This window comes from Echinicola shivajiensis (assembly GCF_018642165.1).
Taxonomy (GTDB): domain Bacteria; phylum Bacteroidota; class Bacteroidia; order Cytophagales; family Cyclobacteriaceae; genus Echinicola; species Echinicola shivajiensis.
This window is the reverse complement of sequence record NZ_JAHHZM010000001.1, coordinates 578777-594393: the sequence shown is the minus strand read 5'-3', so window position 1 is coordinate 594393 and position 15617 is coordinate 578777. Positions and strand designations below refer to the sequence as shown.

Annotated in this window: 14 protein-coding genes; 10 read left to right on the top strand and 4 right to left on the bottom strand. The window is 37.6% G+C overall.

Annotated elements, in window-relative coordinates; genetic code table 11:
• Positions 1 to 99: 99 nt before the first annotated feature.
• On the bottom strand, positions 100 to 1311 hold the full coding sequence (locus KMW37_RS02380) for a Gfo/Idh/MocA family protein (RefSeq protein WP_215222990.1): 1212 nt from the start codon (positions 1309 to 1311) through the stop codon (positions 100 to 102).
• Positions 1312 to 1673: 362 nt separating this feature from the next.
• On the opposite strand from KMW37_RS02380, the gene KMW37_RS02375 reads away from it, so the two are divergent.
• Positions 1674 to 2258, top strand: a complete 585-nt coding sequence (locus KMW37_RS02375) for an acetyltransferase (protein WP_215222989.1) — start codon at positions 1674 to 1676, stop codon at positions 2256 to 2258.
• A gap of 5 nt (positions 2259 to 2263) precedes the next feature.
• Complete coding sequence (locus KMW37_RS02370) at positions 2264 to 2929, top strand: Crp/Fnr family transcriptional regulator (RefSeq protein WP_215222988.1); 666 nt, start codon at positions 2264 to 2266, stop codon at positions 2927 to 2929.
• An 18-nt stretch (positions 2930 to 2947) separates the two neighbouring features.
• On the opposite strand, the gene KMW37_RS02365 is transcribed toward KMW37_RS02370, so the two are convergent.
• Positions 2948 to 3757: a universal stress protein gene (locus tag KMW37_RS02365; protein ID WP_215222987.1), complete on the bottom strand. Its 810-nt coding sequence runs from the start codon at positions 3755 to 3757 to the stop codon at positions 2948 to 2950.
• A gap of 210 nt (positions 3758 to 3967) precedes the next feature.
• Between KMW37_RS02365 and KMW37_RS02360 the strand changes: the two genes are divergently transcribed.
• From KMW37_RS02360 to KMW37_RS02330, 7 genes are all read left to right on the top strand, one after another.
• Positions 3968 to 4771 (top strand): sulfite exporter TauE/SafE family protein, encoded by an 804-nt coding sequence (locus KMW37_RS02360; protein ID WP_215222986.1) that lies wholly within the window; start codon positions 3968 to 3970, stop codon positions 4769 to 4771.
• A 152-nt stretch (positions 4772 to 4923) separates the two neighbouring features.
• Complete coding sequence (locus KMW37_RS02355; protein WP_215222985.1) at positions 4924 to 6345, top strand: MBL fold metallo-hydrolase; 1422 nt, start codon at positions 4924 to 4926, stop codon at positions 6343 to 6345.
• Between the two features lie 70 nt (positions 6346 to 6415).
• Positions 6416 to 6997 carry a YeeE/YedE family protein gene (locus KMW37_RS02350; RefSeq protein ID WP_215222984.1) on the top strand — a complete coding sequence of 194 codons (582 nt, stop codon included), beginning with the start codon at positions 6416 to 6418 and terminating at the stop codon, positions 6995 to 6997.
• Positions 6998 to 7011: 14 nt separating this feature from the next.
• Positions 7012 to 7503 (top strand): DUF6691 family protein, encoded by a 492-nt coding sequence (locus KMW37_RS02345; protein ID WP_215222983.1) that lies wholly within the window; start codon positions 7012 to 7014, stop codon positions 7501 to 7503.
• A gap of 330 nt (positions 7504 to 7833) precedes the next feature.
• A complete protein-coding gene (locus KMW37_RS02340) occupies positions 7834 to 9018 on the top strand; it encodes an MFS transporter (RefSeq protein WP_215222982.1) in 1185 nt (394 codons plus the stop codon).
• A gap of 103 nt (positions 9019 to 9121) precedes the next feature.
• Positions 9122 to 11182 carry a methionine--tRNA ligase gene (gene metG / locus KMW37_RS02335; protein WP_215222981.1) on the top strand — a complete coding sequence of 687 codons (2061 nt, stop codon included), beginning with the start codon at positions 9122 to 9124 and terminating at the stop codon, positions 11180 to 11182.
• Positions 11183 to 11371: 189 nt separating this feature from the next.
• Positions 11372 to 11596 (top strand): hypothetical protein, encoded by a 225-nt coding sequence (locus KMW37_RS02330; RefSeq protein ID WP_215222980.1) that lies wholly within the window; start codon positions 11372 to 11374, stop codon positions 11594 to 11596.
• A gap of 15 nt (positions 11597 to 11611) precedes the next feature.
• On the opposite strand, the gene KMW37_RS02325 is transcribed toward KMW37_RS02330, so the two are convergent.
• On the bottom strand, positions 11612 to 12358 hold the full coding sequence (locus KMW37_RS02325; protein ID WP_246581289.1) for a 4'-phosphopantetheinyl transferase family protein: 747 nt from the start codon (positions 12356 to 12358) through the stop codon (positions 11612 to 11614).
• Between the two features lie 580 nt (positions 12359 to 12938).
• On the bottom strand, positions 12939 to 14990 hold the full coding sequence (locus KMW37_RS02320; protein WP_215222979.1) for a S9 family peptidase: 2052 nt from the start codon (positions 14988 to 14990) through the stop codon (positions 12939 to 12941).
• 201 nt (positions 14991 to 15191) lie between these two features.
• Here KMW37_RS02320 and mscL point away from each other — a divergent pair, with 201 nt between their 5' ends.
• Positions 15192 to 15608, top strand: coding sequence for a large-conductance mechanosensitive channel protein MscL (mscL, locus tag KMW37_RS02315; protein WP_215222978.1), 417 nt, complete (start codon positions 15192 to 15194; stop codon positions 15606 to 15608).
• Positions 15609 to 15617: the final 9 nt, after the last annotated feature.

Below are 15617 nucleotides of genomic sequence, written 5' to 3'. Positions count from 1 at the left end.
AGCTAAATGTTATGCTAGTGTTGCTGAAATGTTAAGTTTTGTTATAAAAAAAGCTGCCAATCAATGGCAGCTTAAAATTTTAAATGACGGTTTTAAATTTTATTCGTAGTTGTATTCTTGTTTCCAACTTTCTATTGTATTGTTATAGGTGGAATGGTTGGCTAGATGGATACAGGTAGCAGTAGTTGCTCCACTGATTACATTAGAAGCAGGAGTCTCTTTGTTCACGACAGAATTATGGAAATCCTTCAATGCATAGATTGTTCCATCTTTGGTCTTTTCATCTAGGATAGGAATGCCTTTGCCTTCTTTCCAAGTAAGTTTTGTAGCACCGGATACGCCATCAACTATTTGCAGTTCCTCCATTCGTTCTTTTTCTGGGTAAAAATATCCTTCGTTCATCAAAAGGTCTACTGTTCCTTTTGTGCCTTTGATGCTGAATGAATAGCCTTCCCGTGCATTGCTGCATGTTGCACCGAAATTTCCGATCATTCCTGCTTTGTCGTAGCGAAGTATTAGCTGGACATTGTCAAAGGTTTCTCTACCATCATGATAATTATCAATTCCTCCTGTTCCCATTATAGTGTCAGGGTGGGTTTCAAATGCCCAGTTGATAAAGTCAATTTGGTGTGAAAGCAGTTCAGCTGGAAGTCCACCGGAATACTCCTTGTACATTCTCCAGTTAATGGTTCTTTCAAGTGAAGGATCTGGTACAGGTCTTTTCCAGTTCCAGTTTCTATCCCATCTGGAGTCGATTTGGGTGATTTTGCCCAAATATCCAGACTGAATCATGTCCTTAACCTTATAATAAAGAGGGGTGTATCGGTATTGGTGACCGACCTGAAGGGTCAGCTTGGGATTGTTTTTCACAACCTTTATCAAATCCTGAGCTTCAGGAATGCTATAGGTCATGGTCTTTTCCAAATAAACATTTTTTCCTGCTTCCAATGCAGCTTTTGCAGGAGCGTAGTGCATATTTAGTGGAGTGGCAATTACCACTGCATCAATTTCTTTTTGTTCAAGAAGTTTTTCGTAATTTTTGAAAGTCTGGAAGCTGATGTCCGGGAAACTGTCCTTTGCCTGTTTTAACCTAAAGTCCATATTGTCGCAAATGGCAACCATCTCAAACTGGTCAGGCATACTCTTCATCACATGCATGATTCCCTTGCCCCTGTCACCGCAACCAATTATTCCTATTTTAATTGGGCCGTTTTTTAATCCTGAAGATTGGTAAGCAGATACTAATTGCTGTGGTAAAATTGATCCTCCTAAAATAACACCTCCGGTCTTCACGAAATCCCTTCTGTTCATTTGTTAATATATTAAGTTGTTGGAATTTTTTCTGTTTTCAAATTCTTTAAATATATAAGAATATGATTTTAAAAAAAAACCGTAATATTTAAATGGGTGTTTTTTGGTTTTATTTAGTTTGAAACGTGATTAATTGGAGCCTTCATGTTTTTCCAATTTTACATTTTTAAATTCGGGGCTTTAAAATTTCTCATGCGGTTGTTTTATAGAAATGATGTTTTTCACAGTAGTGGATTAAATTAGGAAAATATAGCCTGATTGTTGATTGGAATAAATCCGTTAAATTATTGGAGAGTAATTCCTTTAAAGTAATTCTAGATTAGTTAATTATATTTACATCAAAAAAAATCGGTTAGAAAGCAATGTATGTTTTTGGAGCTTCTGGACATGGGAAAGTGGTGATATCTGCTTTAGAAAGCAGGGGGATTCATATCAGCGGTGTGTTTGACGATAACGAAGAGTTACAAACCTGCCTCCATTATCCAGTTAAAATTTACAACGAAAGTGAAGATCATCATGATAATAGTTTTATCATTGCCATAGGGGATAATGTTATAAGAGAGCAGGTGTATGAGCGTTTGGGTAGGGGATCGTGGTATGGAGTGGTCATTCATGAAAAGGCAATTGTTAATGATTATATAAGGTATGAGGAAGGGACAGTGATCATGGCCTCAGCTACTATTCAGCCCGGAACACAATTGGGAAAGCATGTTATCATAAATACTTCAGCAGTGGTTGATCATGATTGCATTATAGGTGATTTCGTCCATATTGCACCACGGGCTACATTATGTGGTGGAGTGAAGGTAGGTAAAGGAAGCTTGGTAGGTGCTGGGAGTACGGTTTTACCAGGTATTCAAATTGGAAAAAACTGCACAGTGGGAGCAGGATCAACTGTGTTAAGGAATGTAAATGATGGGGAAACTGTTTATGGTGTAGTAAAATAATACAAATGGATATTTTAGATATAAAGGATAAACTTGCTGGTATTTCGGATCAGACATTATTAGGGAAAATTGCTTCAGAGGGAAGCTTGATAAAAGTTCGCGCTGGAGAAACAATAATGGAACCTGGTCAATTTATCAAGTCTGTTCCGATAGTCATTGATGGCGCTATTAAGGTGCTGAGGGTAGACACTGAAGGGAAGGAGCTTTTTTTGTATTACTTATATCCAGGTCAAACTTGTGCATTGTCATTGACTTGCTGCGATGTGGCAAAACCCAGCGAAATAAAGGCAGTGGCAGAGGAAGATACCACAATTATCGCTATTCCAGTTAGGTTGCATGAAAAGTGGAGCGAGGAATTCAGGCAATGGAAAGATTTTGTTACCCAAACCTATCAAAATAGATTCCAGGAAATGTTAAAGGCTTTGGATGCAGTGGCTTTCTTAAAAATGGATCAAAGGTTAGCACTTTATATTCAGGCAAAAAGAGAAAAAGCCGGGAGTAATGAGCTACATATAACCCATCAGGAAATAGCCAATGAATTGGGGACTTCTCGCGAGGTGATATCAAGACTGCTCAAACAACTTGAGAAAAAGAAATGGATAGAGTTAGGTAGAAATATCATTTATATCCGTGACGATTTTGAAGAATTGATCAAGAAAAACGAAGTTTAGGTTATTCTCAATTATAACCTATTTTTTTGACTTTAAAACCAACAAAGGGACGGTGGTATGAAGGGCCAGTTCAGCTGAGTGGCTCTTATTAAATAAATAATCAAAAAAAGTGCGATGCCGCGTGAACATGGATAATAAGGTTTGGGGGTGTTGTTCAGCATACTTTTGTAAGCCTTTATTGACTTCTTGAGCGGCAATTTCCTCATAACCGATGTTGAGTTCTGGGAAACGGTCTTTTAGATAAGCTGATAATTCAAAAAATGTAATTTCCTGAGTTATTCCTTCTTTTTCCTTTATGTGAATAATTTTATAGGGAAGTTTATAGTCCTTGGTGAGTGTGATAAGCTGGCCCAAAAATGTAATGTCTTCCTTGTTTAATTCCATGGCCAAAGAAATAGTGTTCATGTTTTTGAACTGGGCCTCTGGGGGGATACATAGCACAGGCTTTGGGCAGTGTTTGATGACTTCAGTGGTAGTGGTTCCAAGAAAGGCTTGGGAGATTTTGCTCTCCCCACTTGAGCCGACAATTACTAAATCATGTTTGTTTTCTGCTTCGGAGCAAATAGCGGTGGATGCAGTTTCTTGCTTTATAAGGTAGGAAATTTTTAGGCCTTCTTTTTTTGCCCCTTTTTTCATTTTTTCCATTTCCTTTTTTGCTTGGTCTTCTATGGCCACGATATATTCGGCAAGTTGAGCAGCAAAGTCAAAAACAGGGGTATAGGCAAACAGTAAAGTAAGGGAGCCATGATGTGCTTTTGCAAGTTCTTTAGCGAACCGAAAAGCATTTTGGGCATTTTCTGAGAAATCAGTAGCTAATAGTATTTTCATGATTGTCAATGCCGATTTATTTCGTTAATATAATTACTTCACGACATTTTCCCAATTGAATTTGGCTATTGATGCAAGGTATTTGAGTAAATATAATATGATATAAATCAGGTAAATATGAGTGGGGCTATCCAAAGTGTAACAAATGTCACCGCAAGTAGCTAGTCGATGCCTTAGTTTTGTGTAAAATTTAATAAAGAAAATCACTAAATGGATTTATATACACTACTAGGATTTTTAGCCGCAACCCTTATTGGAATTAGTTTGGGATTGATAGGTGGAGGCGGCTCAATTTTAACCGTACCGATTTTGGTTTATCTGATGGGGATTTCTCCCGTTTTGGCTACAGCTTATTCCCTCTTTGTAGTAGGAAGTACCTCATTGGTTGGGTCTTTCTCTTATATGAGAAGGGGGAGTATCTCTTATAGGACGGCATTGGTGTTTGCTTTGCCCTCTTTTGCGGCAGTGTTTCTGACGAGGAGGTATATTGTACACGCCCTTCCTGAGATACTATTTACATTTCAAGGAATCACTTTATCGCGTGATGTTGCTATTATGGTGTTTTTTGCCATAATTATGGTAGCTGCAGCCTATTCCATGATAAAAAATGGTAAAAAGCTGGTCCCGGAGAAGGATGATCGCTCGCTTAATTATCCTTTGATTGCAGTTCAAGGCCTTTTCGAAGGTGCTGTTACTGGGATAGTTGGTGCAGGAGGAGGATTTTTGATTATCCCTGCTTTGGTTTTATTGGCAAAACTACCAATGAAAAAGGCCGTAGGAACCTCCTTATTGATTATTTCAGCCAAATCTTTATTGGGCTTTACTGGAGACTTGAGCACCCAAACCATTGATTGGAAGTTTTTGTTAATATTTACTGGACTTTCAATAATTGGGATATTTGTAGGCAGTATGCTTTCCAAAAAAATCAACGATAGTTCTCTTAAGAAAGGATTTGGATGGTTTGTCCTAATCATGGGCATATACATTCTGATCAAAGAGATATTTGGGATTTAATTCTTCAATTAGAATGTGATACAAGTCACTTATTCTGATTATTCAAAAACTTAGTTTTGTAACATATTATTCAGCAAATCGAACTTTAATGAGTACTGAATTGTAGGTCAATAATTTAAATAACCGCATCTTAAAAATTAGAAAAGAACAAAATGAAAATAGAACAAATTTATACGGGATGTCTGGCCCAAGGAGCTTATTATGTGGAATCAAATGGCGAAGCAGTCATCATAGACCCACTAAGAGAAGTAGATCCTTATATTGAAAAGGCCAGAAGAAATAATGCTGACATCAAATATGTCTTTGAAACGCATTTCCATGCTGACTTTGTTTCAGGTCATAAGGATTTGGCCAAAAAGACAGGTGCTCAGATTGTCTTCGGACCAACGGAAGCGCATTTGGGTTTTGATGCCAAGATTGCTCGGGATGGAGAAGAATTCAAGGTGGGAGATGTTACCATTAGGGCTATACATACCCCCGGTCATACCATGGAAAGTACTTGTTATTTGCTGATCAATGAAGAAGGCAAAGAAGAAGCTATTTTCACGGGTGACACCTTGTTTATCGGTGATGTGGGAAGGCCTGATTTGGCACAAAAGGTTTCTGAAGATCTAACGCAAGAAAAGCAGGCGGGCCATCTTTATGATTCCTTAAGAAATAAAATAATGGTTTTGCCTGATGATATCATTGTATATCCTGCGCATGGAGCAGGAAGTGCTTGCGGGAAAAACATGAGTAAAGAAACCTCTGATACATTGGGTAATCAAAAGAAAACCAATTATGCGCTTCAAGAAATGAGCAAAGAGGAATTTATAGATAAGTTGATCACGGGGCTTACTCCACCTCCTGCATACTTTCCTCAGAATGTTATGATGAATATTGAGGGCTATGACAGTATTGATGAAGTACTGGAAAGAGGTGAAAGGGCCTTAAGTCCAACTGAGTTTGAGCAGGTAGCCAATGAAACAGGGGCAATACTGTTGGATACCAGGGCTCCACAGGTATTTGCCAAAGGTTTTGTTCCAAATTCAATCAATATTGGTATAGATGGAAGTTTTGCCGTGTGGGTAGGGACCATGATCCCTGATGTGAAGCAGGAGATATTGGTGATCGCTGATGAGGGGCGTGAGGAAGAAGTGATTACCCGTTTGGCTAGAGTTGGTTATGATCATGCCGTTGGATTCCTCAAAGGAGGCTTTGAAAGTTGGAAAAAGTCTGGAAAAGAAGTGGACTATATTACATCAATCCCTGTATCGGAATTGGTGAAGATCAAGGAATCTGGTGAGGAAGTGAAAATCTTGGATGTTAGGAAGACCAGTGAATATGAAAGTGAGCACGTTATTGGGGCAGAAAACAATCCATTGGACTATATCAATGAGCACATGGATACCATAGATAAAGACCAGAAGTACTATGTACATTGTGCAGGTGGTTACCGTTCCATGATCTTTGCTTCTATTTTAAAAGCGCGAGGGTATGACCAGTTGGTTGATATTGATGGTGGTTTTAAGGCTATCAAAGAATCAGAAAAGTTTGAATTGACTGCATATGTTTGTCCAAGTACAAAATTGTAATTGGATATATTTAAAATAGGTTGAAAAGTACAAAAGAGGGGCAGCCCTCTTTTGATTAATTTAAATAATTATGGGAAATATTATTGACTGGATAAGCCAGCCATGGCCTTGGTACGTGGCAGGGCCTTTATTGGGACTTACTGTTCCAGCATTACTCTTATTGGGAAATAAATCTTTCGGGATATCATCCTCATTGAGGCACGTTTGTGCAGCCTGTGTGCCTGCCAAAATCCCCTTTTTCTCCTATAACTGGAGAAAGGAGGCCTGGAATTTGTATTTCGTCGCTGGGGTGTTTTTGGGAGGAGTGATTGCCGGTCTCTTTTTCTCAAATCCTGACGCAGTGGTGGTAGCAGAAAGCACCCAAGCTGATTTAGCTGCTTTGGGCATCACTCAATATTCCAATTTATTACCTTCTGAGATATTCTCTTGGGAAAATGTTTTGAGCATGAAAGGTCTTGTGTTCTTCGTATTTGGAGGTTTTTTGGTTGGTTTTGGTACCCGGTACGCGGGGGGGTGTACCTCAGGACATGCTATCATGGGGATTAGTAATTTACAATGGCCCTCAGTGGTGGCGACCATCTTCTTTATGTTGGGGGGATTTGCTATGACACATCTGTTTTTGCCAGGATTAATGAAATTGGCTGGGTTTTAAAAAAATAGACATTTATGAAAACGACATTTGAAAGAGAAATAGATAATCCAATAGAGTGCGAGGCACCGAATTTACAGAAGTCTCAGGAAACAGGGGTTGCACTGCTGAAGTACATGGTGATAGGGGTGTTTTTTGGAGTAATCCTCGTGAAGTCCGAGGTGATTTCTTGGTTTAGAATTCAAGAAATGTTCAGGTTGCAATCTTTCTTCATGTATGGAGTAATTGGCTCTGCGGTTGCTGTAGGGATGGTTTCTATCTTGCTGATCAAGAAGTTTAATATTAAAACCATTTCTGGTGAGAAGGTGGAAATAAAAGACAAGGAATTCAGAAAAGGACAAATCATAGGAGGTTTTATATTTGGATTGGGCTGGGCTCTGACAGGGGCATGTCCAGGACCATTGTTTGCCCAGATTGGGACAGGATTTACAGTGGTTGTAATTACCTTGGTGAGTGCATTGGCAGGGACTTGGGTATATGGGAAATTTGCTGATAAGCTTCCCAATTAATCATTGAAAAAGTAAAACAAGGAATGAAAATGGATATATTGGTTATATCCATTTTTTTTTGCTCTAATCAGACAATCATCAACTTTATTTGAATACTTTTTTGTAAATGATTCTGATTAATAAAATGGCTAGTATTACTGTGGTTCCTGCTATTACAAATTCCATGTTTTGAATATTATAGGTCAGTAATTTAAGGATTAATCCGTAGAAAATGATTTATTTCAGAAATCTCTCCTTATGCAAACGGTTGATATATTTTTTAAGGATCAATAGGTTTTAGATATACTAAAAAAGTCCATTACTTTGTGTAATAATACATTATCAACACCTATGAACTTATTAAGAAAGAGGCGGATAGCCTTAAGTAGTCTTTTTTTTCTTGCCGGATTGAGCTTTGCTTCTTGGGCTTCTAGGATTCCAGATTTCCAGCAGGTTTTTGATTTGAGTGAAGGACAACTGGGGACATTGTTGCTTGGGATGCCTCTAGGCTCATTGGTGGCCTTGCCCCTGGCAGGCTGGGCCGTGGATAAGTACGGTAGTAGGAGTGTGATTATTTGGGGGAGCATTGCTTATGCCCTGTCTTTATTGAGCTTGGGATATATGAATTCTGTTTTTCAGTTAGGTGCTGCAGTGATTGTTTTTGGGATGTTGGGAAATATTATGAATATATCTTTAAATACCCAGGCCTTGATAGTGGAGGATAATTATGCCAGAAGTATTTTGGCTTCGTTTCATGGTTTGTGGAGTCTTGCTGGATTTGCAGGAGCAGGAATTGGTGCTCTAATGATAAAATTAAATATGCTTCCGCGGGAACATTATTGTATTGTTGTTGGGATTATGATGGCCATCTTAATTACCAGTTATAATTTATTGTTCAAAGAAGAGCAAAATGCTGGAGCCGGAGGGCTGGTGCTTAAAAAGCCAGATGCTATTTTGCTCAGGGTAGGACTTGTAGGTTTTTTCGGGATGATGTGCGAGGGCTGTATGTTTGACTGGAGTGGGGTTTATTTGAAAAAAGTGGTATTGGCTTCGCCAAGTATCGTTCCTTTAGGTTATGTGGCTTTTATGGGAGCAATGGCATCTGGAAGATTTTTTTCAGATGCATTGGCCAATAAATGGGGTAAAATCGTCATGCTAAGAATTAGTGGAGCATTAATAGGGATAGGTTTGGTGTTAGCGGTGGTTTTTCCACAGGTTAGTACAGCAATTGCTGGGTTTCTATTGGTTGGTTTTGGAACAGCATCGGTTATACCCCTTTCATATAGTATTGCCGGAAGGTCCAAAATGTATTCTCCAAGTATCGCTTTGGCTTTGGTGTCCACTATTTCCTTTTTTGGATTTTTATTAGGACCGCCTTTGATTGGTTTTGTTGCGGAGTTGTTTGATCTGAAGGTTTCCTTTGCCCTGATTGCTCTAATGGGTACTTGTATTACCTTATTGGTAAGCATCAAGACACGAATTTTTGATTCTCATAAATCACCCAAAAAAATTAAAGCGGCAGGTTCAATGTCTTAATCTGATAAAGACTAAACGGCATTGGAAAGTATGATCGATGGTATCTGAAATCGATGCCCATATTATCCGCTTAAAAATTCAAATTTCCCTATCTTTGCAGCCTATGAGCAAAAAAGATTTTAAAAGATATACTGTAACATCAGCATTACCCTATGCTAATGGTCCTCTACATATTGGCCATTTGGCAGGATGTTATATTCCATCAGATATTTATGTTCGTTATCTCCGTTCTTTAGGCAAAGATGTAGCCTATATATGTGGCTCAGATGAGCATGGTGTAGCGATAACTATTAAAGCCAAAAAAGAAGGTGTTTCTCCTCAGGATATTGTGGATAGGTACCATGGTATCATGAAAGCTAGTTTTGAGGAATTTGGAATCAGTTTTGACCATTATTCTAGGACCAGTGCTCCCATTCACCACGATACAGCTTCTGAATTTTTCAAGGATTTATATGAAAAAGGGGAGTTCTTAGAGCAATCTACGGAGCAATATTATGATGAAGAGGCTGGGCAATTTTTGGCTGACCGTTATATAGAAGGTACATGTCCTAAGTGTGGATATGAAAATGCTTATGGTGACCAATGTGAAAAATGTGGTACTTCATTAAGTCCTACGGATCTAATCAATCCAAAATCCAAACTGAGTGGAAATAGTCCTGTACTCAAAGAAACCAAACATTGGTTTTTGGATTTGGCCAAGTATACGGACTTTTTGAAAAACTGGATCTTAGTTGAGCATAAAGAGGATTGGAAAAACAATGTTCTGGGCCAATGTAGGTCTTGGCTGGAAGCAGGAGATGGTTTGCAAGCCAGGTCAATGACAAGGGATATGGACTGGGGCATTCCTGTGCCGATTGAAGGAGCAGAGGGCAAAGTGCTTTATGTGTGGTTTGATGCGCCAATTGGTTATATATCCTCTACTAAAGAATGGGCATCAGAGAAGGGAGTCGATTGGGAGCCATATTGGAAGGATGAGGATACTAAGTTGGTTCACTTTATTGGTAAGGATAATATAGTATTCCATTGTATTATTTTCCCTGCCATTCTTAAGACACATGGTGAATATGTTTTACCAGATAATGTGCCTGCTAATGAGTTTTTGAATTTGGAAGGTGATAAAATATCTACTTCTAGAAATTGGGCTGTTTGGTTACATGAGTACCTGAAAGAGTTTCCTGGAAAGCAGGATGTCTTAAGGTATGTGTTGACTGCAAATGCTCCTGAAACAAAGGACAATGACTTTACTTGGAAGGATTTCCAAAGCAGGAATAACTCAGAGCTGGTTGCCATATTTGGGAATTTTGTAAACAGGGCAGTAGTACTTACACATAAGTACTTTGAAGGCGCTGTGCCTCAAAGAACTGAGCTTTCTGAATATGATCAAGAAGTATTGACAGCATTGGAAGCTTTCCCTGAAAAGATTGCTGCTTCAATTGAAAAGTACAGATTTAGAGAAGCTTTGAGCCTTGTGATGGATTTTGCCAGATTGGGTAATAAATACTTGGCGGATACAGAGCCTTGGAAAACCATTAAGCAGGATAAGGAAAGGACTGGTACCATTCTAAATATCGCATTGAATATTGCCAGTAATTTAGCCATTGTCTCTCAACCATTTTTGCCATTTACGGCTGATAAGCTCAATAATATATTAGGCATTAAAGATTTGAATTGGTTAGATGCAGGTACCGGCGATCTTCTAAAAGGGGGTGGATCAATAGGAAAAGCTGAATTGCTCTTTGAGAAAATAGAAGACAATGTAGTAGAAGCACAAGTTCAGAAGTTAATGGAAGCTAAAAAGCAAAATGAAGCGGCTAATGCCACAGTACCTCCAGTTAAAGAAACCATTGTTTTTGATGATTTCTTAAAACAAGATCTTAGGGTAGTGACTATTCTAGAGGCCGAAAAGATAAAGAAATCCAAGAAATTACTCAAGTTAACAGTCGATGCTGGCTTGGAAAAGCGCACCGTATTGAGTGGTATTGCAGAACATTTCACCCCTGAGGAACTGATAGGTAAGCAAGTGACAATGTTGATCAATTTGGCGCCGCGTAAGATGATGGGAGTTGATTCCGAAGGCATGATTTTAATGGCCGAGGATAAGGATGGAGCGCTGAAATTATTGGTTCCACATGATGCGACTGCTCCGGGATCACCAATTAGTTAATTTGATTTAGGAATAAATTTAAAACCTCAAAAAAGAATAGTTTTTTGAGGTTTTTTTTATGGATACCAATAAGAGGTGTTTGAAGTACAAAAAACAGGGTTTATATGAAAAAATACCCTAGATGGGGTATTTTTTCATATTGTTTGATAGCGTAATTTTACTTTACAAATCTTCTAAACGTAATCAACAATGGTATTCTTTTATCTCACCAATTTTTTACCAAGCGACGAGGGGCATGAGGTTCATGTTCAAGGTTGTCCAGAAATGCCTAAGATGGATAGTTTGACCTATTTAGGACCTTTTAATAACTGCCATGAGGCATTACGAAGTGCTAAAAGAAAGTTCAGTGCAGTCAGTACTTGTCCGCATTGCTGCAGTATGGAGAATCAATCAATTGTTTCTTCAGAAGATTGATACGGATAGCTTTATTCAGTGAATTTCAAAAAACCTCATTTTTCTTAAATGAACTGGAAAGGAAATGCTCAGTAGATAGAGGTCGTCCATCAAAAGACTTTTGATTTTCCAATCAGTAAAGCCTCTACCAACTTCATATGGTATATACTGTATTCCATCTAGGCAATTAATCATTTGCAGGTCATTAACGGTCCCTAAAGAAGTAGCCTTCAATAGGGACTCTTTACGGGTCCATAGTTTGAAAAATTCATGTCGGGGAGAGTAAGCTCTTTCAATAAAATTTGCTTCAGGTTGTGTGAACCATTCATTTATTAAAGGAAAAAAGTCAAATTTCTTATCAACATATTCAATGTCCACTCCAACCTCCTCATTGCAAAATCCAAAAATCACCCAATTTTGGGCATAGGAAATATTGAAGTTGAATTTACTGACATCTTTTATATAAGGCTTGTCATTCATGCCAAGTTCAATTTCAATGTCCATGGGGGCACAGTCCAAGTATTTGGACGTAAGGAATTTTAGGAAGCCCTTTCCTAATATGTAATGTACCTTTTCACTTTCCTTCTTGAGCCTGTTCATGATTTTGGTTTCCTGTGGACTAAGATATTTGAGAAAACTCTTAATCTTAGTTTTTATTTGATCCATAGGAAGCCTCCAGATATCAACGTGATCATCGATGATAAAATCTGATTTATCAGTCCAATTGGGAAGTAAAACTGTGCTACAACGGATTTTACTGATAAATAAATGACTATTCATCATAGTTTTTAGTTTTCTTCCAAGTTGTGCTAATTCAGCACTTTGATATGCAGAATTTACATAGTTTTCCACTTCATTTAATTAGGATTAGGGCATTTCATTCATTCAATATATTTCCGATAAGTTTATTAAAGGGGGGCGGAGTTTATTATTGAATTTCTTTAATATACAATTTTCTTATACTACTAAGGTGCTTATTAGTTCCCTGCAATTTATTTAACGATGTGGTATTTAAATAAGTAAACTTTTTGTCATTATAGTAAAGCTAATGAAATTTTAAATCATAAAAAATGTATTTTAAACCAAAAAAAATGAATTAGATAAAAAAGTAATTGTCCGTTAGAAAAAGAGAAACGAGTATGAAAAATAATGTAAAAATATTTTTATAAAATAGGTGATTAATCCAATGTTTCTTAAAAATCTATTTGATGGATTAGTTTTAATATTGGATTGATTGATAGCGGTAACTAATAGCTGATTGACCAGAAGAAAGAATTTTCTCTATAATGGAGCGTTATTATATGATTTTTAGTTAATAATAGGAAAAGGGTAATTACCCTTTTCCTATTTTATTTAAGGCTTATCAAGCTTTGGACAGATCAATAATGAAGGCAAATTCCATGGCCATTTCTTTCAATGATTGAAAACGGCCTGAAGCGCCTCCGTGTCCGGCATCCATATTTGTGTAAAGGAGTAGAAGGTTGTGATCTGTTTTTTCTGTTCTTAGCTTAGCGGCCCATTTAGTAGGTTCCCAATATTGTACTTGACTATCATGTAGTCCAGAGGTAATTAATAAATTAGGATAGTCTTTTTTCTCTATATTATCATAAGGAGAGTAGGAGAGCATATAGTCATAATAGGTCTTTTCCTTTGGGTTTCCCCATTCATCAAATTCTCCTGTGGTAAGTGGGATGCTCTCATCAAGCATAGTGGTAACGACATCTACAAATGGTACAGCAGCAATTACCCCTTTGTATAGCTCTGGCTTGATATTTATTATTGTACCCATTAATAATCCCCCAGCACTTCCGCCCATAGCAAATAGCTTGTCAGGACTAGTGTATTTTTGGTCGATTAGATATTCAGAACAGCAAATGAAATCGGTGAATGTATTTTTCTTCTTTAGCATTTTTCCATCTTCATACCAGTACCTTCCCATTTCTTGGCCACCTCTGATATGGGCTATGGCAAACACAAAACCCCGATCCAATAGAGAAAGTCGGTTCGAACTGAAAATGGCATCTGTGCTGAAACCATATGAGCCATAGGCATATTGAAGCAAAGGGCAGCTGCCATCTTTCTTGAAGCTTTCCTTTTTATACACCAATGAAATTGGAACCATTGTGCCGTCTTCGGCCTTTGCCCATAATCTTTCAGATTGGTATTCTTCAGGGGTGTACCCTCCTACTATTTCCTGTTGCTTCAATAAAGTTTTTTCCCCTGTCTCCATATTATAATCATAAGTGGAGGATGGGGTTGTAAGGGAGTTATAGCCAAATCTCAGTAGTTTGGTTGAAAATTCAGGGTTATAACTTGTCCATGTTGAATAGGTTGGTTCTGTAAATTCAATATAATGAGGAGCTTTATCATTCCAAGGATTGATGTGAATTCTGGTCAATCCATTAAATCTTTCTTCTAGGACAAGATGGTCTTGAAAAACCTCGAAGCCCTCAAGCAAAACATCTTTTCTGTGGGGAATAATGTCTTTCCAGTTGGCTTTCTGAGGGCTTTTTACTGGAGTTTTTACCAGTTTAAAGTTGGTGGCATGATTGTGATTGGTCATGATCAAAAAATCCTCGCCAAAATGATCGGCATGGTATTCCAGGTCCCGTTCTCTAGTTTGGATCAATTGTACCTTTCCATCAGGTTCATCAGCGTTTAAGAACCTTATTTCAGATGAAACAGTGCTTTCACTGCAAATGAATAAATATTGTTTTGATTTTGATTTGCTGATGTGACAGGTAAAGGTGTCGTCTTTTTCTTCAAATATCAATTCGTCTTTATCCTGAGTTGTACCTATTCTATGCTTGAAGATTTGAAAGGATCTTAGGGTGTTAGGATCTTGTTTTGAATAGAATATGGTTTTATTGTCATTTGCCCATGTGAGGTTTCCTGTGACATTATTGATTTCATCTGAAAGTAGCTCACCAGTTTCCAGGTTTTTTATTTTAATTGAATAAATCCTCCTGCCAATATTGTCCTGTGCAAAGGCCAATAACTGTTGATTGGTAGAAACAGCGAGGCTGCTAACATTAAAATATTCGTTCCCTTCTGCCAACTTATTTACATCCAATATAATTTCCTCTTCAGCTTCCAAACTCTCGGCTTTTCTACAAAAAATAGGATATTCAGCGCCAGAAATGTATTTGGTATAATAGAAGAAACCATCTTTAAAATAGGGTACGCTCTCATCGTCTTCTTTGATGCGACCTTTCATCTCCTCAAACAGTTCTTTCTGAAGTGTCTCAGTATGTGCTAGGGATTCTTTTAGGAAATCATTCTCCTGATTTAGATATTCAATCACTTCAGGATTATTCCTATCATTCATCCAGTAATATGGATCGATTCTGGTATGGTCATGAAAAGTAATTTTATGTGGTTTTATTGCTGCCTTTGGAGGAGTTAGTGTATTCATATTGCCAATCTAAAATTTTCACCTGCTTTGCCTGCAAATTTAATAAGTCAATAGGTAGAAGCCTACTAATAAATATTATCATATTTTGTTGCAAATATTTTTGATGTGTTGATCCTACTTAAGTATTTATTTGTATTTTGATTTTGCAATCGGTTGATATGCGATATAAAATTTTGTTCAAACCATTAACGATTATTTTGTATGGGATTATTACAGGAGTTTAAAAAGTTTGCCCTAAAAGGGAATGTCATTGATCTGGCGGTGGCTGTTATCATTGGAGCTGCATTTGGTAAGATAGTTTCTTCACTGGTTAATGACATTATTATGCCACCCATTGGCCTTGCCATAGGTGGAGTTAACTTCAAAGAGCTAATGTATGTGCTAAAAGAGGCAAGTATTTCGCCGGAAGGCGTAGAAACTGCAGCAGTTGCCATTAGGTATGGTAATTTCTTGCAAATGGTAATTGATTTTGTAATTATTGCCTTTGTGATTTTTATGGCCATCAGAACTATGAATAATTTAAAGAAAAAAGAAGAGGTAAAACCTACTCCACCACCAGCCCCGAGCAAAGAAGAATTATTGTTGGCTGAAATAAGGGATATTTTAAAAGAAAAATAATCAGTTTAC